The 21,704-nt window shown below is 63.9% G+C and carries 24 protein-coding genes; 6 read left to right on the top strand and 18 right to left on the bottom strand.

The annotated features are described in order from the left end of the window. Position 1 precedes the first annotated feature (1 nt). Positions 2 to 556, bottom strand: coding sequence for a sugar O-acetyltransferase (locus CQ13_RS07045; protein WP_057842264.1), 555 nt, complete (start codon positions 554 to 556; stop codon positions 2 to 4). Continuing rightward, a complete protein-coding gene (locus CQ13_RS07040) occupies positions 553 to 1,536 on the bottom strand; it encodes a bifunctional riboflavin kinase/FAD synthetase (protein ID WP_057842263.1) in 984 nt (327 codons plus the stop codon). Before CQ13_RS07040 ends, CQ13_RS07045 begins: the two co-directional genes overlap by 4 nt. 211 nt (positions 1,537 to 1,747) lie before the next feature. On the opposite strand from CQ13_RS07040, the gene CQ13_RS07035 reads away from it, so the two are divergent. Continuing rightward, entirely contained in the window at positions 1,748 to 2,143 is a 396-nt protein-coding gene (locus CQ13_RS07035) for a response regulator (RefSeq protein ID WP_028350718.1), read from the top strand. Between the two features lie 167 nt (positions 2,144 to 2,310). Here CQ13_RS07035 and CQ13_RS07030 read toward each other — a convergent pair whose 3' ends face one another. The 9 genes from CQ13_RS07030 to uvrC all read right to left on the bottom strand — a co-directional run bounded on the left by CQ13_RS07030 (position 2,311) and on the right by uvrC (position 11,469). Continuing rightward, positions 2,311 to 3,165 (bottom strand): TIGR01459 family HAD-type hydrolase, encoded by an 855-nt coding sequence (locus tag CQ13_RS07030; RefSeq protein WP_057842262.1) that lies wholly within the window; start codon positions 3,163 to 3,165, stop codon positions 2,311 to 2,313. A gap of 15 nt (positions 3,166 to 3,180) precedes the next feature. Continuing rightward, a complete protein-coding gene (locus CQ13_RS07025) occupies positions 3,181 to 4,653 on the bottom strand; it encodes an EAL domain-containing protein (protein WP_057842261.1) in 1,473 nt (490 codons plus the stop codon). Positions 4,654 to 4,808: 155 nt separating this feature from the next. Continuing rightward, positions 4,809 to 5,432, bottom strand: a complete 624-nt coding sequence (locus CQ13_RS07020; RefSeq protein WP_057842260.1) for a phage holin family protein — start codon at positions 5,430 to 5,432, stop codon at positions 4,809 to 4,811. A 110-nt stretch (positions 5,433 to 5,542) separates the two neighbouring features. Further along, a complete protein-coding gene (gene aptA / locus CQ13_RS07015) occupies positions 5,543 to 6,889 on the bottom strand; it encodes an omega-aminotransferase AptA (RefSeq protein ID WP_057842259.1) in 1,347 nt (448 codons plus the stop codon). 106 nt (positions 6,890 to 6,995) lie between these two features. Next, a complete protein-coding gene (gene prmB, locus CQ13_RS07010) occupies positions 6,996 to 7,961 on the bottom strand; it encodes a 50S ribosomal protein L3 N(5)-glutamine methyltransferase (RefSeq protein WP_057842258.1) in 966 nt (321 codons plus the stop codon). Continuing rightward, positions 7,961 to 8,428, bottom strand: coding sequence for a molybdenum cofactor biosynthesis protein MoaE (locus CQ13_RS07005; RefSeq protein ID WP_057842257.1), 468 nt, complete (start codon positions 8,426 to 8,428; stop codon positions 7,961 to 7,963). The genes prmB and CQ13_RS07005 overlap by 1 nt, the downstream gene beginning before the upstream one ends. A gap of 6 nt (positions 8,429 to 8,434) precedes the next feature. Then, complete coding sequence (gene moaD / locus CQ13_RS07000) at positions 8,435 to 8,686, bottom strand: molybdopterin converting factor subunit 1 (protein ID WP_057842256.1); 252 nt, start codon at positions 8,684 to 8,686, stop codon at positions 8,435 to 8,437. After that, positions 8,683 to 9,297 carry a CDP-diacylglycerol--glycerol-3-phosphate 3-phosphatidyltransferase gene (gene pgsA / locus CQ13_RS06995; RefSeq protein ID WP_028350726.1) on the bottom strand — a complete coding sequence of 205 codons (615 nt, stop codon included), beginning with the start codon at positions 9,295 to 9,297 and terminating at the stop codon, positions 8,683 to 8,685. Before pgsA ends, moaD begins: the two co-directional genes overlap by 4 nt. Before the next feature lie 102 nt (positions 9,298 to 9,399). After that, a complete protein-coding gene (gene uvrC, locus CQ13_RS06990) occupies positions 9,400 to 11,469 on the bottom strand; it encodes an excinuclease ABC subunit UvrC (protein WP_057842255.1) in 2,070 nt (689 codons plus the stop codon). 217 nt (positions 11,470 to 11,686) lie between these two features. Here uvrC and CQ13_RS06985 point away from each other — a divergent pair, with 217 nt between their 5' ends. Beyond that, positions 11,687 to 12,310: an outer membrane protein gene (locus tag CQ13_RS06985; protein WP_057842319.1), complete on the top strand. Its 624-nt coding sequence runs from the start codon at positions 11,687 to 11,689 to the stop codon at positions 12,308 to 12,310. 161 nt (positions 12,311 to 12,471) lie between these two features. On the opposite strand, the gene CQ13_RS06980 is transcribed toward CQ13_RS06985, so the two are convergent. The 4 genes from CQ13_RS06980 to CQ13_RS06965 all read right to left on the bottom strand — a co-directional run bounded on the left by CQ13_RS06980 (position 12,472) and on the right by CQ13_RS06965 (position 15,398). Continuing rightward, positions 12,472 to 12,687 (bottom strand): cold-shock protein, encoded by a 216-nt coding sequence (locus tag CQ13_RS06980; protein ID WP_028350729.1) that lies wholly within the window; start codon positions 12,685 to 12,687, stop codon positions 12,472 to 12,474. 261 nt (positions 12,688 to 12,948) lie between these two features. Beyond that, a complete protein-coding gene (locus tag CQ13_RS06975; RefSeq protein WP_057842254.1) occupies positions 12,949 to 13,809 on the bottom strand; it encodes a 23S rRNA (adenine(2030)-N(6))-methyltransferase RlmJ in 861 nt (286 codons plus the stop codon). A gap of 323 nt (positions 13,810 to 14,132) precedes the next feature. Beyond that, positions 14,133 to 14,813 (bottom strand): ribonuclease T2 family protein, encoded by a 681-nt coding sequence (locus CQ13_RS06970; protein ID WP_057842253.1) that lies wholly within the window; start codon positions 14,811 to 14,813, stop codon positions 14,133 to 14,135. A gap of 123 nt (positions 14,814 to 14,936) precedes the next feature. Beyond that, entirely contained in the window at positions 14,937 to 15,398 is a 462-nt protein-coding gene (locus tag CQ13_RS06965; protein WP_057842252.1) for a hypothetical protein, read from the bottom strand. A gap of 166 nt (positions 15,399 to 15,564) precedes the next feature. Between CQ13_RS06965 and CQ13_RS06960 the strand changes: the two genes are divergently transcribed. Both CQ13_RS06960 and CQ13_RS06955 read left to right on the top strand, forming a co-directional pair. Continuing rightward, positions 15,565 to 15,870 (top strand): hypothetical protein, encoded by a 306-nt coding sequence (locus CQ13_RS06960; protein ID WP_057842318.1) that lies wholly within the window; start codon positions 15,565 to 15,567, stop codon positions 15,868 to 15,870. A gap of 102 nt (positions 15,871 to 15,972) precedes the next feature. Further along, on the top strand, positions 15,973 to 16,515 hold the full coding sequence (locus CQ13_RS06955) for a DUF3617 domain-containing protein (RefSeq protein WP_057842251.1): 543 nt from the start codon (positions 15,973 to 15,975) through the stop codon (positions 16,513 to 16,515). Positions 16,516 to 16,583: 68 nt separating this feature from the next. Here the strand turns inward: CQ13_RS06955 and CQ13_RS06950 are convergent, their stop codons facing one another. From CQ13_RS06950 to CQ13_RS06940, 3 genes are read right to left on the bottom strand one after another with little or no spacing between them, the layout of a single operon-like run. Then, entirely contained in the window at positions 16,584 to 17,969 is a 1,386-nt protein-coding gene (locus tag CQ13_RS06950; RefSeq protein WP_057842250.1) for an ATP-binding protein, read from the bottom strand. Positions 17,970 to 17,977: 8 nt separating this feature from the next. Further along, positions 17,978 to 18,718: a response regulator gene (locus CQ13_RS06945; protein ID WP_057842249.1), complete on the bottom strand. Its 741-nt coding sequence runs from the start codon at positions 18,716 to 18,718 to the stop codon at positions 17,978 to 17,980. Continuing rightward, complete coding sequence (locus tag CQ13_RS06940; RefSeq protein WP_057842248.1) at positions 18,715 to 19,263, bottom strand: MarR family winged helix-turn-helix transcriptional regulator; 549 nt, start codon at positions 19,261 to 19,263, stop codon at positions 18,715 to 18,717. Before CQ13_RS06940 ends, CQ13_RS06945 begins: the two co-directional genes overlap by 4 nt. Positions 19,264 to 19,595: 332 nt before the next feature. Between CQ13_RS06940 and CQ13_RS06935 the strand changes: the two genes are divergently transcribed. Continuing rightward, a complete protein-coding gene (locus CQ13_RS06935; RefSeq protein ID WP_057842247.1) occupies positions 19,596 to 20,672 on the top strand; it encodes a branched-chain amino acid aminotransferase in 1,077 nt (358 codons plus the stop codon). A 125-nt stretch (positions 20,673 to 20,797) separates the two neighbouring features. Beyond that, on the top strand, positions 20,798 to 21,688 hold the full coding sequence (locus tag CQ13_RS06930; RefSeq protein WP_057842246.1) for a branched-chain amino acid aminotransferase: 891 nt from the start codon (positions 20,798 to 20,800) through the stop codon (positions 21,686 to 21,688). Positions 21,689 to 21,704 lie beyond the last annotated feature (16 nt).

Genomic DNA, 21,704 nt, shown 5'->3' with positions numbered 1-21,704 from the left:
GTCAGCCCTGCCGCGACCGGGCCGGGTTTCCGGCGACGATCACGCCCGGGCCGACATCCCGCGTGACCACGCTGCCGGCGCCGATCACGGCGCCGTCGCCGATTGTGACGCCGGGGAGGATGATGGCGCCGCCACCGATCCAGACATCGCTGCCGATTCGCACCGGACGGCCGAATTCGAGGCCGGTTCGCCGCGTTTCGGCGTCGCGCGGGTGGTCGGCGGCGTAGATTTGCGCCGCCGGTCCGATCTGGGTGCGGTCGCCAATCGTCACATCGACCACGTCGAGGATGACGCAGTTGAAGTTGAGAAACACTTCGTCGCCGAGCCGGATATTGTAGCCATAGTCGCAAAAGAACGGCGGACGGATCACAGCTCCGGTGCCGACACGGCCGAAATGGGCCGATAGCAGCGTATGCCGCTCCGACACAGGCGCAGCCAGCGCCGCATTGTAGCGCGCGAGCCAGGCCTTGTTGGCGGCGGCATCCGCCTGCAATTCGGGATCGCCAGGGCGATAGAGTTCGCCGGCGAGCATCTTTTGCTTTTCGGTCTTGCTCAACCGATCACTCCAAGCTTGGGAAACGCATCCGGCGCGGCAGCCAGCCGCGCGCGGGCGCGCGCGGTGTCGTCGTCCATCTGCCGGATCAACGCGTCGATCGAGTCGAATTTAAGTTCGTCCCGGATGAAGCCGATGAAGGCGACATCGAGCACCGCGCCATAGAGGTCGCCCTTGAAGTCGAACAGGAACACTTCCAAGAGCGGGGCGCCGTTGTCGAAAGTCGGGCGGCGGCCGAAGCTTGCGACGGCGTCGAAGCGCTCGTGATCCTTTCCTTGCCCGCGGCCGACCCGCACTGCATAGATGCCATGCTTGAGGCTGCAATTCTTGTCGAGGCGGATGTTGGCGGTGGGGTATCCGAGGTCGCGGCCGCGCTTCTCGCCATGGATCACCGCGCCGCTGACGAACCACGGCCCGCCCAGCATGGCGGTGGCTTCGTCGATCTGGCCCTCCGCCAACGCCATGCGGATCGCGCTGGAGGACACCGGCCGCTCCTCGATATCGACATGGGCCTGGACGTCGACCTCGATGCCGAGCCGCGGCCCCTCGCTGACCAACAGGCTCGGCGAGCCGGCCCGGCCCTTGCCGAAATGAAAATCGTAGCCGACGGCAATGCCGCTGACGCCGAGCCGCCCGATCAGGTCATGGTGAATGAAATCTTGCGCCGAGGTTCCGGCGCGGGTCTTGTCGAAGGTCATTACGACCGCGCCGTTCAGCCCCGTTCCGGCCAGCAGCCGCAGCTTGTTGGTCTCGTCGGAGAGGCGGAACTGGGGGCTGTTCGGGCTGAAAAAGCTGCGCGGATGCGGCTCGAAAGTGATGGCAAAGGCCGGCTTGCCGTGGGCGTGGCCCATCCGCAAGGCCGCGTCAATCACGGCCCGGTGGCCCAGATGGACGCCGTCGAAATTGCCCATCGCGACCACCGCCCCGCGGGGGATGTCGGCGGCAGGGGTGGCGTCTCGGATAACGGTAAAACCAGTTGTCATTTCAGGGATTCTTGGTCTCGGTGAAGGCGGCCGGACGGTGACGCGGCGCCGCCGTCGAAGTCAAGCCGGGTGGGTCGGGCCAAAACGGATGCAATCCGGTGTCGTCCGGTTAACGGGCTGTTTAACGGCTGATGCTAGAGGTTTGGGGAGGACTGCGGGCCGCGCAGGCCTGTCGGTATTTTGTGGCGTAAAGCGTCGAGTGGGGGAAAAGATGGCGGTTGATTTGTCCATGCCGGTTCTGGTGGTTGATGACTACAGCACCATGATCCGCATCATCCGAAATCTTTTGAAGCAGCTCGGCTTCGACAACATCGACGACGCCAGCGACGGCTCGGCCGCGCTGAACAAGATGCGCAGCAAGAAATACGGACTGGTGATCTCGGACTGGAACATGGAGCCGATGACCGGCTACGACCTGCTCAAGGAAGTCCGTGCCGACCCCAATCTCGCCACCACCCCCTTCATCATGATCACGGCGGAATCCAAGACCGAGAACGTGATTGCCGCCAAGAAGGCCGGCGTGAACAACTACATCGTCAAGCCGTTCAACGCGGCGACGCTGAAGACCAAGATCGAGGCGGTCTTCCCGGACATGGCGACGGCGTAAGGCGCCTGGTCTCCAGCTCGCTCCCATTCTCGTAATGCCCGGCCCAATCCCGGGCATGCTGCGCTCTCATGAGCCCTACCAGGTCTTGCGTTTTCAGATGATGTAAGGCCCATTCCTACTTTGCATGGGGTTGTTTTCGCAATTTTGAGTCCGGTGCAGCGATGCACCTACCACCGCAGCTCCCGCATCAGCGCGCGGGGTGGATGTCCGAACAGCTCCTTCACCGAGGCCGGGTCGAGCTGGTCGATGCCCTCGAATTCTTCCGAATGGATGCCGCGGGTAAGGAAAAGACAATCGATCCCGAAGCCGTGCGCGCCGGTGAGGTCGGTCCGAACCGAATCTCCGATTGCCAGCACGCGGTCGAGCGGTGCCAAATGGCCGCGGCGCTCGGCGGCGAGCGCCATCGCGCGCTCGTAGATCGGCCGGTGCGGCTTGCCGTAGAAGATCGCCTCGCCGCCGAGCTCGCGATAAAGCTCGGCGATCGCGCCCGCGCAATAGATCAGCCGGTCGCCGCGTTCGACCACGATGTCGGGATTGGCGCAGACCAGCGGCAGTTTGTGCTCGCGCGCCTGCAGCAGCATCGCGCGATAGTCTTCCGCCGATTCGGTTTCGTCGTCGAACAGGCCGGTGCAGATGATGTAGTCGGCCTGCTCGAGTGGCGCCATCACGGCATCGAGTCCGCGGTGGATCGAGGAGTCCCGCTCCGGACCGATCCAGAATATCTTCTTGCCAGGATGATCGGCGACGAAACTTCGGGTCAGGTCGCCGGAAGAGACGATGGCGTCATAGGTTTCGTCGGGGACACCGAGCTTGCGCAATTGGCGCTGCACGGAATCGGCCGGCCGCGGAGCGTTGGTGATCAGGATGACGGTAGCTCCGCGCTGGCGGCAGGTGTGCAGCGCCTCGCAGGCTTCGGGGAAGGACTCCAGCCCGTTGTGCACCACGCCCCAAATATCGGACAGGACGACCTCGACGCCGTCCACGAGGTCGCGTAGCCGCTCGACGAAGCGCAATGAGGTCATGATGTCGGAAGCCTGTTAACCCGGTCCCGCGGCACGGCGCGCCAACGCGGCATTGCCGGTCGCGCGCATCGGGGGTTCCGCGGCCTGGCTGGCCATGGGGACGGGGTTGCTGGGGCCATTGGGGCTACCGGATTCCTTGTTCGCTGTCGCCCCGCCGGTAGCAGATGCCCCTTCGGGCCGCAACGGCCGCGGCGGCGCAAACAGAAAGCCCTGTCCAAACCGCACGTCATAGTCGAGCAGGTCCACCACCGCGCGCTCGCCCTCGATCTTTTCGGCGATCAGGTCGATGCCGAAACGGCCGAGCAGGTCGGAAAGATCGGAAGGGTGGATGTCCGAGGTCGAGCTCTGCTTGGGGTCGAGCAGCAACGCCGCGGGCACCTTGATGAAGCGGACGCCGCGATCGGCGAGGTCGCGCGGCTCGATCCGCAAGTCGGTGACATGGTCGATCGAGAAGCGGTAACCACGCTGCGACAGCGCGGCGAGATTCTCGATTTCGGTCGGGCGGAGCTGGCGGAACGTCGCCTGCTTGAATTCGAGCACGAAGGAGGGCGCCAGCGCCCGATTGGCCTCCAGAAAGTCGAGGCATTGCGCGAAATTGGCGGCATTGCCGAGCGTCGCCGCCGAGACGTTGCAGAACACGCCGACATCCTTGTTGCGCACCATCAGGCGGCGCAACACCTGGATACAGCGCAACATCACCATGTGATCGATTTTGCCGATCAGCCCGCCGGCTTCGGCAGTGGGGATGAAATCATCGGCGGCGAGGATCTGATCCCTGTCGTCGCGCAGCCGCGTCACCGCCTCGTAGAAGCGCACCTTGCGCTGCGGCAGCGTCACCATCGGCTGCAGGTAGATGTCGAGCCGGTTTTCCTCGACGGCGTTCTTCACCGCGGCAAGCAGCTGCGGCTGGTTGCGCGAGGGCGGAGCGGCTTCCGCGGCAATTGCAGGCCTTGCCGGCCTTGCGGCGGCAGCCGGTGCGGGCTTGGCGACGATTGGCGCGGCTTGCTCCGTGGCGACAGCCGGTTCGCCCTGCGGTTCGGGATCCGGCCGGCCCGCAGGGGCGGGGGATGCGGTCGCTGCGCCCGAGGCCAATAGATCCTCATGGCCCGCCACCGAGACGGCCAGTTGCTTGACCAGGACGCCGAGCTCGTTGATCTCGCCGACCACCGCCTGGATGCGGTCGGAGCTTGCGGAGTTCGCCGACACCAGGCGGCCCTCGACGGCGGCGAGCCGGCGGCCGAATTCGGCGACCTGACGGGCGAGGTCGGCGGTGCCACGGGAAAGATCGGCGATCTGGCCGCCGACGTCCGAGCGGTCGCGCAGCCGCATCGACACCGCGTTGTAGAGGATCAGGAAGGTCAGCGCGGTGAGCGCCACGATCGCGGATTCGGTGCCGTTGAAGCCCGCCACCGCATGCAGGACGAGGCCTAGGGAGGCTGCAACCAGCACCATGCAGATGGCGATGAAAATCGTCGAAATGCGAATCATGTCGCGCGCTACGCCTTCAGGTCCGAACTGTGCTCCCCCGGGAAAACACGGAAGTTTCAGGCATCGTCCGACTCGCGCTTTTCCCAGCGGCGCAACCTTAGCATCAATGTTGATTCGCAGAGCTAGTGTTCTTTGAACACGGTCGGAACCTGCGATCAAAGCGGTGCAATAGCCAGCGCCGTTGCGCCGTCAAACGTCCGAGTGCCGCGCCATCGCCGTCGCGTTGCCGCCAGGCCCAGCAATGTCGCCATCAGGATAAGACCGGCCTGCAGATTCCTGTCCTTTCCCGGAGATCGGCGCCGAGCACGGCTGCGCGTTGGAGATGCCGAGGGTGCCTGCAAAACTGACCTGGCCAAATTTGACCTGGCGGTGTCCCGCGTCGCCTCGATCTGGTCCGGTTCAACTGGACTGGCCTTGATCGCCACGCGCAGGCGGCTTGTAAGCGAAGGAAACTGCGGCGGCCTTTGTCTGAGCTTGGCGGCGGAGAGCCCGGCGCAAATCGCGGCGATTGTCGCGAGCAACGCGCCAATCGCGCCGAAAGCCCAAAACGGCCCGTAATGGATCTCGATCCAGCGAAACAACGCGGTCATGCCGACCAGGCAGGCGGCGATCAGGAAAATGCCCGCTGCTGCGAACAGGCCTGCGGCGATGGCATAGGAAGTCATCGTTCCGGTCGCCTGATGGGTCCGATCGCGCAAATACGACCGCGTCGCCAGCTTGAGCTGATTCAGCTTCAGTTCGATCCCGGCGCGCAGCAAGCCGCTCGAAGGCGCGAGCATCTCCGCAGTTCTCCGCTGGCGGAGGCAGGATTGCCTCCGCCAAAAGTCCGAAAGTAATGAACGCGGGGTCGTTTCGAATGTTCCTGCCCGGTCAGAGCCGATGCTGGCGACTACGCCGTCGCGCGGATCACCTTGGCGACCTTGTCGATAATCTCGCCGATCTGGTCTTCGGTGATGATCAAAGGCGGCGTCAGCGCCAGCGTATCGCCGGCCACCCGCAGCATCAGGTCGTTGTCGTGGAAGGCGCTGTTGAGCCCGGCAAAGCCGCGCTTGCCCGGCGCGTCGGCAACCGGTGCGAGATCGATGCCGGCGGTCAAGCCGATGGTGCGAATATCCACGACGCCTGGCTCGTTGCGCAGCGACATCACAGCGTCGGCGAATTTCGGCTCGAGCTCACGCGCGCGCTCGAACAGCTTCTCGTCACGGTAGATGTCGAGCGTGGCAAGAGCCGCGGCGCAGGCCAGCGGGTGCGCGGAATAGGTGTAGCCATGGGCCAGCTCGACCACATGTTCCGGGCCGCTCATGAAGGCATCATGGATGGTGTCGCGCACCAGCACGCCGCCCATCGGCGCGGCGCCATTGGTGACGCCCTTGGCGAAGGTCAGCATGTCGGGCGTGACGCCGTAGCGCTCGGCGGCAAAGGCAAAGCCGAGCCGGCCATAGCCGGTGATGACCTCGTCGAAGATCAGCAAGATGCCGTGCTTCTGGGTGATCTCGCGCAGCCGCTTGAGATAGCCCTTCGGTGCCGGCAGCACGCCGGTCGAGCCAGCCATCGGCTCGACGATCACCGCAGCGATGGTGTTGGCGCCGTGCAGGTTAACGAGCCGTTCGAGCTCGTCGGCGAAATGCGCGCCATATTCCGGTTCGCCCTTGCTGAACGCCTGCTTCTCGCGGTCATAGGTCGCCGGCAGATGGTCGACGCCGGTGAGCAGCGAGCCGAACAGTTTTCGGTTGCCGACGATGCCGCCGACGGCGGTGCCGCCGAAGCCGACCCCGTGATAGCCGCGCTCGCGGCCGATCAGGCGGATGCGGCTGCCCTGGCCGTTGATCTGGTGATAGGCGAGCGCGATCTTCAGCGCGGTGTCGGCCGCTTCCGAGCCGGAGTTGCAGAAGAACACGTGGTCGAGCCCATCGGGCGCCAGCTCGGCGATGCGGCTCGCAAGTTCGAAGGCCTGCGGGATGCCGAACTGGAACGGCGGCGCGTAGTCCAGCGCCTCGGCTTGCTTGGCGATTGCCGACGAAATCTCGGTGCGGCCGTGTCCGGCATTGGTGCACCACATGCCCGAGGCACCGTCGATGATCTTGCGGCCGTCGACGGTGAAGTAATGCAGGTCTTTCGCGCCGGCGAGCAGCCGCGGGTTCTTCTTGAACGCCCGGTTCGCGGTGAACGGCATCCAGTGCGCGGCGAGATCGTTCGGAACATTGACCGGGGTGGGGCGGGGGCTCTTGTCCAGCATGGAAGGCCTCTCTTCAGCTTGAACGTCGGATTTGCCCCAAGGTATCAGTTTCGTCGCGACACGGGAACGCCACCACGACGTGATATTTTTCGCGCAATCGGACAGTTCAGAGATCGGTCGCCGCGATCCAGAATACTTCGCCCTCGGAATCCTCGGTATCGAGCCAGAGCAGCGGCAGTTGCGGATAGGCGGCTTCCAGTTGCGGGCGGCAGCGGCCGATCTCGCATAATAGCCCGCCCTGTGGCGTCAGGTGCGCGGCCGCCTCGTCGAGGATGCGCCTGACAATGTTGAGCCCATCGGAGCCGCCATCGAAGGCGAGTTTCGGTTCGGCACGGCATTCGCGCGGCAGGCCGGCCATGCCTTCCGCATCGACATAGGGCGGATTGGAAATGATGAGGTCGTAGCGCTTATCCCCCAGCGGCTTGAACAGATCGCCGCGGTAGAGCGTGAGCCTGTCCTGAAGCCCGTAATCGCCGACATTGCGCGCGGCGACTTCGAGCGCATCCTTGGAGATATCCACGGCGTCGATCGCCGCATTCGGAAAATTCCGGCTGGCCAGGATGGCAAGACAGCCCGAGCCGGTGCAGAGATCGAGCACGCTTTCCACCGTGTCAGGATCCGAGATCAGCGAGCCCGCCTCGTCATCGCCATCGCGGCCGAAGTGCTGGTCCAGCAATTCGCCGATGAAGGAACGCGGCACGATGGTGCGCTCGTCGACGTAAAAGGGCAGGCCGCGTATATAGATTTTGTTGACGAGATAGGCGGTGGGCTTTCGCGTGGTGACGCGGCGCGCGATCAGATCGAGGATATTCTTGCCTTCGGCGGCGGTGACGCGCGCGGTCGCGAACGTCTCGAAGTGGTCGGGGTGCAGGTGCAGCGCTTCGCAGACCAGGAATGCGGCTTCGGCAAGCGGATCGGTGGTGCCGTGCGCAAATACCAGTTTGGCCTCGACGAAGCGGCTGACGGCATAGCGGACGAAATCGAGCAGCGTCAGCAATTCTCCCGCGCCGACCTTGGGAAGCCTCGATGTGGTCTGGCCGCGCTTCGCCGCCGGCTTCGTGCGTTTGGCCATCAGGACTTGGTCCAGCGCGCGGCTGCAGCGTCGTCATGATCGCGCGCTTCGATCCAGCTCGCGCCTTTTTCGCTTTCCTCGCGCTTCCAGAACGGCGCGTTGGTCTTCAGATAATCCATCAGGAATTCCGCCGCTTCGAAGGCCGCCTGGCGGTGCGGTGAGGCGGTTACCACGAGCACGATGTTCTCGCCCGGCGCGATGCGGCCGAACCGGTGAATGATGGTGAGGCCCTGCAAGGGCCAGCGCGACAGCGCCTCGTCGGCGTGGCGCCCGATCTCGGCCTCGGCCATGCCGGGATAATGCTCGAGCGTCAGGGCTGCGATCGGCTCGCCGTTCTCGCTGCCGCGGCAGATGCCGCTGAAGGTGACGACCGCGCCGATATCGGTGCGGTCTCCGGTGAGCGCCGCGATCTCCTGCGCAGCGTCGAAATCGCCTGCCTGGATACGGATGGTCGCGGTGACGGACATAGTAAGTCAGCCGCCGGTCATCGGCGGGAAGAACGCAATCTCGCGTGCGCCGGATATCACGGCATCGGGCTTGACATGGGCCTGGTCGATCGCAGCGCGGATCACCTTCGGCTTCTCGAAGGCATGGGCGTAAGTCTCGCCACGGCTGGAAAGCCAGCCGATCAGATCGGCAACGGTGCGCACGTCGGCCGGCGGCTCGACGGTTTCTTCCGCGACGCCGACCCGCTCACGCACCCAGGCGAAATATTTAACCCTCATCCCTCATCCTCCTTGATGAGGTGATGGATCCCGGCGCGGAAATAGTCCCAGCCGGTGTAGATCGTGAAGAGCGCCGACATCCACAACAGGACGATACCGATCAGGGTGGTTGCAGGCAGGAGCTGCTCGCCCGCTTCGCCCGCGATCAGGAAACCGATTGCGACCAGTTGGATCGTGGTCTTCCATTTGGCCAGCTTGGTCACGGGTACGCTGACCCGCAACGCCGCGAGATATTCCCTCAAGCCCGAGACCAGAATCTCTCGGCACAGGATCACGATGGCGGCCCACAGGGTCCAGCCGTGGATGCTGCTATCGGCGGCCAGCATCAAGAGGCAGGACGCTACCAGGAGCTTGTCGGCGATCGGATCGAGCATCCGGCCAAAGGCGGATTGCTGGTCCCAAATTCGCGCATAGTAGCCATCAAGGTAATCGGTCACGGCGGCGGCGAGGAAGACCGCCAGCGCTACCCAGCGCAGCCACAGCGGGCCGTCCTGGATGGATTGGGCGAAAACGCAGCCGACCACCACCGGAATGGCGGCAATACGGGCGTAGGTTAGAATATTCGGCAGGGACAGGGTCTTGGCCTGCCCCCTGGTCGTCGCGATGTTCATCCGTCTTACCAATACCGCTGGAGCGTGAAGGTCAACCGTGCGGATTTAGATCATCTGTCGCAGGCGACGCCCAAATGACATGCCTCTCGACGCGAAGTCCCCTTAACCCGCCTGTGCATGGAAAAATTCAAAGATCTTGCGGGCGCTTTCGGCGCTAACGCCTGGAACCTTGCCGAGGTCCGCGATCGAGGCCCGCTCGATCTCCTTTAGTGTTCCGAAGTGATGCAGCAAGGCACGTTTGCGTGACGGGCCGATGCCCGGGATTTCCTGCAAGCCCGCTTCCCGGATGTCCTTTTTCCGCAGTTTGCGGTGCGAGCCGATCACGAAGCGATGCGCCTCGTCGCGCAGCCGCTGGATGAAATATAGCACGGGATCGCGTGGTTCGAGCTTGATGGCTTCGCGGTCCGGCATGAACAGGGTCTCGCGCCCGGCATCGCGGTCCGGGCCTTTTGCCACGGCCATCAGGGAGACCTGGGTTAGTCCCAGACCCTCGAAAATTTCCCTGACGGCGTTGAGCTGGCCACGGCCGCCATCGATGATGACGAGGTCGGGCCATTGCGGAAAGGAGTCATCGTCGGTCTTGGCCTTGGCCGCTTCGTCCTCCGGCGGCTTCAACAGCCGCTTGAAGCGCCGCTCCAGCACTTCGCGCATCATCGCGTAGTCGTCGCCGGGCGTCAGTCCCTCGGACTTGATGTTGAACTTGCGATACTGGTTTTTGATAAAGCCATCCGGTCCTGCCACGATCATTGCGCCGACCGCGTTGGTGCCCTGGATGTGACTGTTGTCGTAGACCTCGATGCGCTTCGGCACCTGCGGCAGCCCGAGCGTGGCGGCCATCGCATCCAAGAGCCGGCTCTGCGTCGCGGTATCGGCGAGCTTGCGGCCAAGCGCCTCGCGCGCATTGGTCAGCGCATGCGTGACCAGTTCCTTTTTCTCGCCGCGCTTCGGCACCGAGATTTCGACCTTGTAGCCAGCCTTGACGCACAGGGCGTCGGCCAGCAGCGCGCATTCCTCGATCTCATGCGACAGCAAAATGAGTTTTGGCGGCGGCTTGTCGTCGTAGAACTGCGCGAGGAACGAGGCCAAGACTTCCTGCGGCGTGAACGACTTTTCCGCGCGCGGGAAGTAGGCGCGGTTGCCCCAGTTCTGGCCGGTGCGGAAGAAGAACACTTCCACGCAGGAATAGCCGCCTTCCTGATGGATGGCGAACACGTCGGCCTCTTCCACGGTACGGGGATTGATGCCCTGCTGCGATTGGATCGCCGACAGCGCGGCGAGACGATCGCGATAGAGTGCCGCGGTCTCGAATTCGAGCTCGTTCGACGCCTTCTCCATCTCGGCTGCGAGCAGCTCCTTCACCGCATGGCTGCGGCCGGACAGGAAATCGGTCGCTTCGCGTACCAGCTCGCCATAGCCGGGGAAGTCGATCTCGCGCGTGCAGGGCCCCGAGCAGCGGCGGATCTGGTACAGCAGGCAGGGCCGCGTGCGGCTTTCGAAAAAGCCGTCGGTGCAGGAGCGGATCAGAAACGCGCGCTGCAGCGCCGTGATGGTGCGGTTGACGGCGCCGGCGGATGCGAACGGCCCGAAATATCGTCCGGGCCTGGTTTGGGCGCCGCGATGCTTGAGGATCTGCGGCGCCCAATGGTCGCCCGTGATCAGGATGTACGGAAACGACTTGTCGTCGCGTAGCTGCACGTTGAAGCGTGGCCGTAGCTGCTTGATCAGGTTGGCTTCCAGCAGCAGCGCTTCGGTCTCGGTCGTGGTGGAAACGATCTCGACCGTGACGGTCGCCGCGATCATCCGCAGGATGCGCGCCGGCAAGGGCGCGTTGACGCGGGCGTAGGACGCAAGCCGCTTGCGAACGTTCTTCGCCTTGCCGACGTAGAGCACGTCGTTGGCGGTATTGAGCATGCGGTAGACGCCGGGAGAGGTCGGTGCCAGCCGCACCGCGTTTTCGATGGCTGCGTGGCCGACCGCCAGCGGGCCTTCGGCAATCGCCTCGGCCGGCTCCTCGGGGGCTTCCGGCAGGCGCGCCTCGTCGTCCTCCTCGGCGGCAGATGTCGCGGGATCGACGTCGGCGGCGGCGGTCAGGTCCTGGGGCGGCAAATCCGGCTGGGAACCCCGCCGCGCCTTGCGTGGGAGCTGCGGATGGTCGGTAGAATCGTGATCCATGGGCCTAAATTAAGCGCTGCAGGGCGGCATCGCCAGCGCTCGCGGCGCGTCTTCGCGGAGAGGCCGGTAACGCTTCCTTAAGACTGATGAGTGGGCGCAAACCCGGATTAACAACCCTTTAACTTAAAACTCTCGATAAATCGTACCGGAAAAGGTGGAGTTCCGTAACGAGGCCGGTTTCGCCGGCAAGGTCGCGGCAGTTGCGTGGAGTTGGGGGATGAGCAGGCTTGTGTGGGGCGCGCTGGCGCTGATCGCCACCGGCTGGACCACGTCGGCACGGGCGGCCGACCTCTACGGATCGCGGCCGCCTTTGACAGTCAACCAGACGCAGTTCGGTCCCGATAGCTGGGCTGGTCCCTATCTCGGCGGCAATCTCGGTTATGCCTGGGGTTCGGTCGCGAACAATCCGACCAAGCCGTCCGGTTTCGTCGGCGGCGTTCAGGCCGGCTACAACTGGCAGAACGGACCGTGGGTGTTCGGTCTCGAAGGCGACATCCAGGCGACCGGCGCCGAAGAAACCTTCGCGCCATGGAAATTTTCCAATCCCTGGTTCGGCACGGTTCGCGGCCGCGCCGGCTACGCGTTCAACAACATCCTGTTCTTCGGCACCGGCGGTCTCGCCTTCGGCGAGCTGCGCGCTACCACCTTTGGCCTGACGGAATCCCATACCAATGCGGGCTGGACGCTCGGTGCCGGCGCCGAGGTGGGCCTTGCGCCGAACTGGAGCGCCAAGATCGAATATCTCTATGTCGATCTGGCCAACAGCAACTTCGTCATTACAGGCGCGTCGAACGGTTACCGGTTCGGCCTGATACGGGCCGGCGTGAACTATCACTTCTGAGAACAAAGAAACTGTCGGCTACCAACTCCCGGCGGCAGTAAGTCGCCGGGATTTTTTTCTTCAGGCCGAGGGCGTCGCAAATCTCACCGCTGTGGACGGTTGTGCCACCCAGCGCGATCCTCGCAGCAAGAATTCAGGCCGCGTTCAACGCGAGCGTCAGCTCACGACGAAATCACCAGGTTGACCGCCTTGGGGCCCTTGCCCTTCTTGTCCGGCTCGACCTCGAACGTAATGCGCTGCCCTTCAGTCAAATCCTTCAATCCGGCCCGCTCGACAGCGGTGATGTGCACGAACACATCGCGGCCGCCGTCGTCGGGCTTGATGAAGCCGTAGCCGCGTTCTCCATTGAAGAACTTGACTGTTCCAGTCATGGCCATCGGGAAACTCCTCCCCGGTATTGCTCCGCCGTTACGCGCACCTCGCGTGTCGGCCGACCGGACATTCGCTGCCGGAAGCTTGGCCACCTGAGCCGATCGGGTTCACGCCGCCGATCAACCCGGATTTTATTCGGCCTTGATCACTCCGCCGCAACCATTCGCGGAAGCGGAACGTAAAGCCAGTCCCAACGGCCTGAGCATAATACGGTTTCGCGTAAATTGCCTACGGCGATTCGCACTTTTCACCGGCCGCGCGGAGGCTCACGGCTTGGGCGTCTCCAGCCTGAACCGGCCGGCCCCGCCCTGGCCGAGCGGTTTTTCGAGTTCGGGTAGAATTGTCTTCAACTCACCGGCCAGCGTCCACGGCGGATTGACGATCAGCAGGCCGGTGGAGGCGAGGGGGCCGCCCGGCTCCTGCGGTGCAACGCTGAATTCAAGCCGCAGACATTTCCCGGCCGGCTTGCTGGCCGCGGCAGCGTCTGCGACGAGCCGTGCCAGGGTGTCGGTGGCCCGCCGGCTCTTCACCGGATACCAGATCAGATAGCTGCCGGTCGGCCACTTCGCGTAGGCTTCGGCGAAGCCGCCGGCCAGCCGCTCGAATTCGTCCTTTTGCTCGAATGCGGGGTCGATCAACACCAGACCGCGCCGCTCGTTGGGAGGCACGAAGGCCGGCAACGCTGTCCAGCCGTCGAGGTCGACCACCCGCGCCTGGCTGTCGCGGCGCAGCGCATCAATCAATTGCCTGCGGGCATTGGGCTCGATTTCACAAACCGTGAGGCGGTCCTGCGGCCGCAGCAGCGCGCGGGCGATCAGGGGCGATCCGGGATAGGCCTCGAGCCGGCCCGGCGCATTGAATGCCCTGATGATATCGAGATAGGGGGTCACCAGCGGCAGCGCGCTTTCCGAGAACCGCGCCTGCATTACCCGCGCAATGCCGGTCAGCCATTCGCCGCCGCGGCGCGCCTCCTCAGCCGTGAGATCATAGCGCCCGGCGCCGGCATGGCTGTCGATGACGCGAAACGGGGCGTGCTTCTCCTGGAGATAGATCAGCATGCGCACCAACACGATGTGCTTGATGACATCGGCAAAGCCGCCGGCGTGAAAGGCGTGTCGGTAGTTCATGGCAATCGGCCGACCAATTGGAGAAGACGTATTGTCTTCTACTCGTCAGGGCCGGGCTTGTCCTCCTTCGCGAGACGCTTCGGATGACCAGGGCTGAAAACCCGGCGAAGCCTTGGCGGAAGACGGGTTGGCGAAGACGGGTCCTGCTTCGCAAACCCCCTAGGGGTCCGGGCCAAATGCCGACGACGTCTTGGTGCAGATAGGTCCCGGCCATCCACGTGTCTTGCAGATGACGATAAGCCGTGGATGACCGGGAACGCAGACAACTTCGAGCAGTCTGCGCAACACGGGCCGCCATGCCTGGCATGGCGGTAAGCGGGTCTTCAGCCGCCCCGTACCGGCGGCATCACCACCTCGTCACGCCGGCAGGCGCGGCGGTCGATTTCGTCGCAGGCGCGGAATTGCATGTCCTTGCTCAGGCAGACCCGCACCTCGCTCAGGCGCCGGCTCGAGCAGGTCACCGAAATCGCCGAACTGCTCAAGCCCGGGTTGACCTTGATAAAGGCCTCTTCGAGATCGCCAGGGGCGATGGTCTTCTGCTCTGACAATTGCAGGAATTCCTCTGGAATCTTTACCGCAGCGCGCGCTTTTCGGGTGGTCTCGAAATAGGCTCGCGCACCAAGGCCCGAACAGGTGCCGTGCTTGTCCCACTCGTTGAAGATCAGGCCGGGCGCCGGCATCAGGTCCAGCATCGAGGTCATGATGTTGCGATCGAGCCGCGGCGAGGGCCGCTGGCAATATTCAGGAAAGCCGCGCTCATATTGCGGCCACAGGCCGTGAACCACGAAGGAATAGGGGCGGCTGCACTGGGTCTGCGATCGCCCGCTATTGCCGCGCTCAGCCGCCGCCTCGCAGAAGGACGGCGACCAGGAAAGAGCCAGGACATAAAAATCGAACTCGCCCGGCGCGTTCTGCCGGCGGTCCTGCGCGGACGCTGTCCCGGCCAAGACGACAGCAAGAGCCAGCGAAATCAGAAGCCGCGAAATAATGATGGACCGGTGCATCGAACGCCCCCTCTACTCGACTACCGGGAGCCTAGCAGGGAGCTAGAACATTTCAAGAACAAAATTGGATTAACCCCAGAATCGGCCCGAGTCAGCCGGATCGCTTGCCGGATTTCAGGGCGATCAGGGCCGTGCGGCCCTGCAGCCGGGGCTGTAGGCCCAGTTGCGGTCAAGCCCGGTCACGCACCATTCGACGCCCTGGCCGAAGCCGGCAAAGCCGCCATCCTCGATGATCGAGTAGTGCACGCTGCGCATCTTGCCGTCGCTCAGCATCACATCTCCGCTGCAAAAACGGCGCGGAATGTTGTCGGATTGCCAGGGCCGGAATGCGGTTTCCTGGATCCGGCCAAAGCCGGTGATCGTCAGCGCCGAATTCCAGAACTTGCCCTCTTTCTCCCGGAATTGGTACGCGATGGTCGACAGCGCCCGCTCGCATTCGGCAACGCGGCCGTCATAGCGCGGGCCTGACAGCCAGAAATTCAATTCCAAGGGATTGGCCGCTTGGGCGGCATGGCTGGAGGCCAGCAGGGCGAGCGCCACCGCCGTCGGACCGAGTGCTCTCAAGGATTTGAACAAATTGCGCATGGGGAATCCGCCGGTAAGCCAACGCACGGGACGGTGCCGCGAAGCCCTGACAAGGTCAAGTGCAGCGCGGCAACACCTGACAGCCAAGTCCGCCTCGTGCCGCAAGCATTCTTTTCACGGCCATCGGCGCACACTATGGTGCGGTTCGAGCGAAATGGAGTCTGCGATGCGAAGAATTGTGGCCGCGAGCCTGATTGCCATGGGCGGGATGCTGGCGGCGGCGCCGGCGCAGGCGCAGTGGTGGGATATCGACACGGTGCCACCGTTCAAGGGCAACGACACCGGCGGCATCATCGCCTATCCGCTCGCGATGCAGGCCGACGCCCGCCAGCTCGCCGTCGATCACTGCGCCCGCTACGGCAAGGTGGTGAAATTCCTCGGCGTGCAGCCCAATTACGGCGGCTACGTTTCCTTTGCCTGCCGCTGGGTGCCCTATGGCGCCGCTGAGCGGCCGCTGCGCACGCTTTACTGAGCGCTGCCCCTACCTGTTTTCCGGCTGGACATGTTTTCGCCACGCGGAGCGTGTGTTCACTTCGCGATGACGATCTCTGGAAGAATTCAGCGGGAGCCACGCATGAGACGACTGCTTCTTGTATCTTGTTCGGCCGTTGGTGTGCTTGCTCTGTTGCCGGCAGGCGGCGCTATCGCCGTGGAGTTGCCGGTGCGCAAGGCCGGCCTGTGGGAGATGAAGGTGGTGAGTACAGGCGGGCCATCATCCGAGATGACGATGCACCAATGCACCGACGAGACCACCGACAAGGACATGAGCACCGCAATGTCGCCGGTGGCCAAGGAGATCTGCGCGAAGCAGGAGATCCAGAAGACGGCGACCGGCTATGTCACCGACTCGGTCTGCGGCATCGCCGGCGTGACGGTCAAATCAAAGGCCGAGATCACCGGTGACTTCAACTCCGCCTACACCGTGAAATCGACCTCGCATAGCGAGGGTGGCCGGGCCGGCGCGCACGATTCCACTTCCACGATCGAGGCCAAATGGGTCGGCGCCTGCAAGGCCGACCAGAAGCCCGGCGACATCATGATGCCTGGCGGCATGAAGATGAACATCAAGGACATGCAAAAGCTAAAGGCGCTGATCCCGAAGCAGCCGGCGAAGTAACGAAGCAGAATTTATCGTCCCTGCGAACGCATGCGAACGCAGCGACGACAACGTCCTGTCTACCTTGCCTACACCGGCACCCTTACCGCCGCGCGCAGGCCGCCCATCGGGCTGTCGCCGAGCGTGATGTCGCCGCCGTGCGAGCGGGCGATGTCGCGGGCAATGGCGAGGCCGAGGCCCGTGCCGCCCTCATCCTGGTTGCGGGCATCGTCGAGCCGCAGGAACGGCTTGAACACCTCCTCGCGCATGTTGACCGGAATGCCCGGCCCGTCGTCGTCGACCGTCACCGTCAGATAGCGGTGATCGCGGTGGCCGGTAATGGCGACCGTGTTGGCGTGGCGCGCCGCATTGGAAACCAGGTTGGCGATGCAGCGCTTGAACGAGGCCGGCTTCACCGTCACCACCGGCAGGCCGTGGAACGTCACGGTTGCGGTATGGCCGTTGCGTTCGGCGTCGCTGCGCAACTCCTCCAGCGCCATCGCCATATCGGTCGGCTGCGCGATCTCGCCGCTGTCGCCGCGCGCGAAGGCGAGATACGCCTCGAGCATGCCGGACATTTCGTCGACGTCCTTGCGCATGCCGTCGACTTCGGGACTGTCGCCGATCAGCGCCAGTTCGAGCTTGAAGCGGGTCAGGATGGTGCGCAAATCGTGGCTGACGCCGGCCAGCATCGCGGTGCGCTGATCGATCGAGCGTTCGACGCGGGCCTTCATCTCCAGGAATGCCTGTGCCGCTTGCCGCACCTCCCGTGCGCCGCGCGGACGGAAATTCGGCACCTCGCGCCCCTTGCCGAAACTTTCGGCGGCGTCCGCCAGCCGCAGGATCGGCCTGATCTGGTTGCGCAGGAACAGCACTGCGACGATCAGCAGGATCGAGGATGTGCCGAGCATCCAGAAGATGAAAATCTCCGAATTGGAGGCATAGGCGGCGCTGCGCTGCGCGAACACGCGCATCACGGCATCGTCGAGCTGGATGCGGATTTCAACCAGATTGGACTTGCCGACGGTATCGATCCAGAATGGACGGCCGATCTGGCGACCGAGCTGCACCGACAAGGTCTGGTCGAGCAGCGAGAAGAACGGTTTTGGCCCGGGCTGCGGCAGATCGCCGGCGGGAAGAAAATCGACCACGAGCTGCAACCGTTGCCCGACGCGGCGCAATTGCGCGCGGTCCTTGTCCTGCGGATAGAATTTGTAGACATCGATCAGGCTGGCGATGTCCTGCACGACGGCTGCCGACAGGCGTCGCGTCACCGTGTTCCAGTGCCGCTCCATGAACACGAACGCCACGACCGTTTGCAGGATCACCATCGGAACGATCATGATCAGGAGCGCGCGGGCGTAGAGGCCGGTCGGCATCCAGCTCTTGAACGCGTTGCCCATCCAGCCATTGGCCCTGGAGACGCGTTGCGACGCGTTGCGGATGAACGTCAGGCCGGTGTCGATCGTGCTCATGAGCTGGCTCAGGGCGACGCCACCAGGCGATAGCCGATGCCGCGCGCCGCCTGCAGGAACAGCGGATTGGCGGGATCGCGCTCGATCTTGCGCCGCAGGCGGTTGATCTGCACGTCGACGGCGCGCTCGTTCACCGTGCCGCCGCCGGTCAACGCCGCGCGCGGCACCGTTTCGCCGGGACTGGCAGCCAAAATGCGCAGCATTTCGCGCTCGCGGTCGGTCAGGTGAATGATCTCGTCGCCCTGGCGCAGCTCGCCGCGATCGAGATGGAAAATGTACGGGCCGAACGCGATCTGCTCCAGCGCCTCCACCGGCGGCGGCGCAGAGCGCTTGAGGATATTGCCGATCCTCAAGATCAGCTCGCGCGGCTCGAACGGCTTCGCCACATAATCGTCGGCGCCGATCTGCAGGCCCTCGATCCGCGCCTCCGCCTCGTGGCGGGCCGTCAGCATGATGATCGGCACCGAGGAGGAGGTGCGAATGAATCGCGCCAGGTCGAAGCCGGTTTCGCCGGGCATCATGACGTCGAGGATCAGGAGGTCGAAATGCAGGCCGAGCAGTTTTGCGCGCGCATCGCTCGCGCTCGAGGCGGTGGTGACGCGATAGCCCTCGCCGGTCAGAAACCGCGACAACAGATCGCGGATACGGCGGTCGTCGTCGACCAAGAGCAGATGCGGGGCGTCATCGGCCAGTTGCCGCGGCGCGCGCGTGGTGGCTGCAGCGATGGTTGCTCCTTGCGGCACGATCACTCCCTTGGCTTCTTGCTGCCGATCCCGAAGATCGCCTCCAACACCTTGTCGGGGTCGTCGCGATCGATCATCGCGCGCAGGAACTCGCTGATCGCGGCGGCGCCTTCGGGATTGATGTCCCGGAGCGCGCGGGTGATGCGATCGGTCTGAAGCCCTGCGAGCTTTGCCACCAACGCTTCGCCCTTCGGGGTGGCGTAAAGAAGGCGCTGCCGGCGGTCGTTATTGCCGGTCTTCTGGACAATGTAGCCCTCATCGAGCAACTGCTTGAGCACCCGGCCAAGCGACTGCTTGGTGATCCGCAACACGTCCAGGAGGTCGGCGACCTTGAGGCCGGGGTAGCGGTAGACGAAATGCATCACGCGGTGATGGGCGCGGCCGAACCCGAAAGCCTCAAGCTCATGGTCGGCATCGCCGACGAAGTCGCGATAGGCGAAGAACAGCAGCTCGATAATGTCCCAGCGAAATTCGCCAGCCCGCGGGGCAGGGCTGGCGGCCTCCTGCGAATCGGAGGCGACATGGCCCTTTGAGAAATTTATGTCAGTCATGTTGACATATCTTGGGTTCAATGTTACAAAACTGCCAGCCACGACGAAACTTTAGGTCGTTTCGAACCTGGTGACGTGTCAGGCAGCCGGAAAAAGCCAGTGATGGCGGCAACGGCCGCAAATGGATTACCGTGCGATTGTCGAGCGGCATTTCGGCAAACATACTGGACTTCGGCATCCCGCAAAAGCATGTCCTCGACCGACATGACGGCGATGGAAGCCGGCCGCAAGGCCGGTGATGGTGAAGTCCAGACCTGTGAAGGCCCGGAAGACGCATGCCGGCGCCAAGATGGGCTCCGAATTCCAATAGCGGGAAGCAAGGGCAAAGGGGAATGAGTTTGAAATTCGAAATCCGGCCTGCGGCGAATCCAACTTCTGAGGGGGAGCGCGCAGCCAAGCTCGTGGACCCGGGCTTCGGCCGGATTTTCACCGATCACATGGCCATCGTCCGCTACAATCAGGCGAACGGCTGGCATGACGCGCGGGTCGAGGCCCGGGCGAATTTTCCGCTCGATCCGGCGACAGCAGTCCTGCACTACGCGCAGGAGATTTTCGAAGGCCTCAAGGCCTACAAGCGCGACAACGGCGTGAACCTGTTCCGCCCCGACGCCAACGCGAGGCGCTTTAACAGTTCGGCCGAGCGCATGGCCATGGCGCCGCTGCCCGAAGCTATCTTCATCGAAGCGGTCGAGCAGATCGTGCGCATCGACAGCGCCTGGATCCCTGGCGGCGAGGGCAGTCTCTACTTGCGGCCCTTCATGATCGCGAGCGAGATATTCCTCGGCGTGAAGCCATCGGCGGAATACATCTTCGCCGTCATCGCCTCGCCGGTCGGCTCCTATTTCAAGGGCGGACCTGCGCCGGTGTCGATCTGGGTGTCGGAGAATTACACGCGCGCCGCGATCGGCGGCACCGGGGCCGTCAAATGCGGCGGCAATTACGCCGCGAGCCTGCGCGCGCAGGCCGAGGCCATCGAGCACGGCTGCGACCAGGTCGTTTTCCTCGACGCGATCGAACGCCGCTACATCGAGGAGCTCGGCGGCATGAACGTCTTCTTCGTATTCGACGACGGCTCGCTCTCGACGCCGCCGCTCGGCACGATCCTGCCGGGCATCACCCGCGATTCGATCATCGCGCTGGCGAAGGATTCCGGCACGGTCGTGCGCGAGGAAGCCTACACCATCGAGCAGTGGCGCGCGGATGCCGCCAGCGGAAAGCTGAAAGAGGCGTTCGCCTGCGGCACCGCGGCCGTCATCTCGCCGATCGGAAAAGTGTGTTCGGCGAACGGCGATTTTCTGATCAATGGCGGCATAGCCGGCCCTGTCGCCATGGGGCTGCGCAAGAAGCTCGTCGATATTCAGTACGGTCGCGCAGCGGACCCGCACGACTGGATCAGAAAGATCTTGTGACCGGCGGCGGAATTACGCCGTCGCTTAAGCGATAGATCACTTCAAGTGCTTGGTAGCGCGCGTCGCGTCGAGTCGCGCGATGCTGATGCGCGGCTCATTGAAAAGCACCAATCCGGGAGGAGGTCATGGGAGTTTCGTTCGACAAGATCGATGGCGTCATCTGGTACGATGGCAGGCTGGTGCCGTGGGCTGATGCGAATGTTCACATCCTGACTCATGGCCTGCACTATGCGAGCTGCGTGTTCGAGGGCGAGCGCGCCTATGGCGGCAAGGTCTTCAAGAGCACCGAGCATTCCGAGCGGCTGAAGGCCTCGGCCAATATTCTGGATTTCGAGATTCCCTATTCGGTGGCCGAGATCGACGCCGCCAAGCAGCTCGTGATCGACAAGAACAATCTGCCCGACGCTTATCTGCGCCCGATCGCGTGGCGCGGTTCGGAGATGATGGGCGTCTCGGCGCCGGCCAACACCATCCATCTCGCCATCGCAGCCTGGGACTGGCAGAGCTATTTCGATCCGGCGGAGAAGTTGAAGGGCATCCGTATGTGCGTGGCCGAATACCGGCGGCCCGATCCGGCGACGATCCCGGCGATGGCCAAAGCATCCGGCCTCTACATGATCTGCACCATCTCTAAGCACAAAGCGGAGCGCGCCGGCTATGCCGATGCCATGATGCTGGACTGGCACGGCCGGGTGGCCGAATGCACCGGCGCCAACATCTTCTTCGTCAAGGACGGCAAGATCCACACGCCGATCGCCGACTGCTTCCTCGCCGGCATCACCCGCGCCACCGCGATCGACCTCGCCAGGCGCCGCGGCATCGAGGTGATCGAGCGCCGCATCGTGCCGGAGGAACTCGACGGCTTCACCGAGTGCTTCATCACCGGCACTGCCGCCGAAGTGACGCCGGTGTCCGAGATCGCGAACTGGAAGTTTGCGCCCGGCAAGATCTCCGAGCAGTTGATGGCGGACTACAGCGCCGAAGTGCAGTCCAAGGGCAAGGCCGCGGCGGCGTGATTGGCCACCTTCTCCC

This window comes from Bradyrhizobium retamae (assembly GCF_001440415.1).
In the GTDB taxonomy this organism is placed as follows: Bacteria; Pseudomonadota; Alphaproteobacteria; order Rhizobiales; family Xanthobacteraceae; genus Bradyrhizobium; species Bradyrhizobium retamae.
This window is presented reverse-complemented; position numbering and strand designations above follow the sequence as displayed.

What these genes read in the sequence shown, in the direction of transcription:
- CQ13_RS06985 (WP_057842319.1), top strand. Translation starts at nt 11,687, where the DNA reads ATGAGCAGGCTTGTGTGGGGCGCGCTGGCGCTGATCGCCACCGGCTGG.
- CQ13_RS06940 (WP_057842248.1), bottom strand. Translation starts at nt 19,263, where the DNA reads ATGACTGACATAAATTTCTCAAAGGGCCATGTCGCCTCCGATTCGCAG.
- CQ13_RS06930 (WP_057842246.1), top strand. Translation starts at nt 20,798, where the DNA reads ATGGGAGTTTCGTTCGACAAGATCGATGGCGTCATCTGGTACGATGGC.
- CQ13_RS06960 (WP_057842318.1), top strand. Translation starts at nt 15,565, where the DNA reads ATGCGAAGAATTGTGGCCGCGAGCCTGATTGCCATGGGCGGGATGCTG.
- CQ13_RS06975 (WP_057842254.1), bottom strand. Translation starts at nt 13,809, where the DNA reads ATGAACTACCGACACGCCTTTCACGCCGGCGGCTTTGCCGATGTCATC.
- CQ13_RS07040 (WP_057842263.1), bottom strand. Translation starts at nt 1,536, where the DNA reads ATGACAACTGGTTTTACCGTTATCCGAGACGCCACCCCTGCCGCCGAC.
- CQ13_RS07005 (WP_057842257.1), bottom strand. Translation starts at nt 8,428, where the DNA reads ATGTCCGTCACCGCGACCATCCGTATCCAGGCAGGCGATTTCGACGCT.
- CQ13_RS06970 (WP_057842253.1), bottom strand. Translation starts at nt 14,813, where the DNA reads ATGCACCGGTCCATCATTATTTCGCGGCTTCTGATTTCGCTGGCTCTT.
- CQ13_RS06950 (WP_057842250.1), bottom strand. Translation starts at nt 17,969, where the DNA reads ATGAGCACGATCGACACCGGCCTGACGTTCATCCGCAACGCGTCGCAA.
- CQ13_RS06980 (WP_028350729.1), bottom strand. Translation starts at nt 12,687, where the DNA reads ATGGCCATGACTGGAACAGTCAAGTTCTTCAATGGAGAACGCGGCTAC.
- CQ13_RS07035 (WP_028350718.1), top strand. Translation starts at nt 1,748, where the DNA reads ATGGCGGTTGATTTGTCCATGCCGGTTCTGGTGGTTGATGACTACAGC.
- CQ13_RS06935 (WP_057842247.1), top strand. Translation starts at nt 19,596, where the DNA reads ATGAGTTTGAAATTCGAAATCCGGCCTGCGGCGAATCCAACTTCTGAG.
- uvrC (WP_057842255.1), bottom strand. Translation starts at nt 11,469, where the DNA reads ATGGATCACGATTCTACCGACCATCCGCAGCTCCCACGCAAGGCGCGG.
- CQ13_RS07030 (WP_057842262.1), bottom strand. Translation starts at nt 3,165, where the DNA reads ATGACCTCATTGCGCTTCGTCGAGCGGCTACGCGACCTCGTGGACGGC.
- CQ13_RS07020 (WP_057842260.1), bottom strand. Translation starts at nt 5,432, where the DNA reads ATGCTCGCGCCTTCGAGCGGCTTGCTGCGCGCCGGGATCGAACTGAAG.
- pgsA (WP_028350726.1), bottom strand. Translation starts at nt 9,297, where the DNA reads ATGAACATCGCGACGACCAGGGGGCAGGCCAAGACCCTGTCCCTGCCG.
- CQ13_RS06955 (WP_057842251.1), top strand. Translation starts at nt 15,973, where the DNA reads ATGAGACGACTGCTTCTTGTATCTTGTTCGGCCGTTGGTGTGCTTGCT.
- CQ13_RS06965 (WP_057842252.1), bottom strand. Translation starts at nt 15,398, where the DNA reads ATGCGCAATTTGTTCAAATCCTTGAGAGCACTCGGTCCGACGGCGGTG.
- aptA (WP_057842259.1), bottom strand. Translation starts at nt 6,889, where the DNA reads ATGCTGGACAAGAGCCCCCGCCCCACCCCGGTCAATGTTCCGAACGAT.
- moaD (WP_057842256.1), bottom strand. Translation starts at nt 8,686, where the DNA reads ATGAGGGTTAAATATTTCGCCTGGGTGCGTGAGCGGGTCGGCGTCGCG.
- CQ13_RS07025 (WP_057842261.1), bottom strand. Translation starts at nt 4,653, where the DNA reads ATGATTCGCATTTCGACGATTTTCATCGCCATCTGCATGGTGCTGGTT.
- prmB (WP_057842258.1), bottom strand. Translation starts at nt 7,961, where the DNA reads ATGGCCAAACGCACGAAGCCGGCGGCGAAGCGCGGCCAGACCACATCG.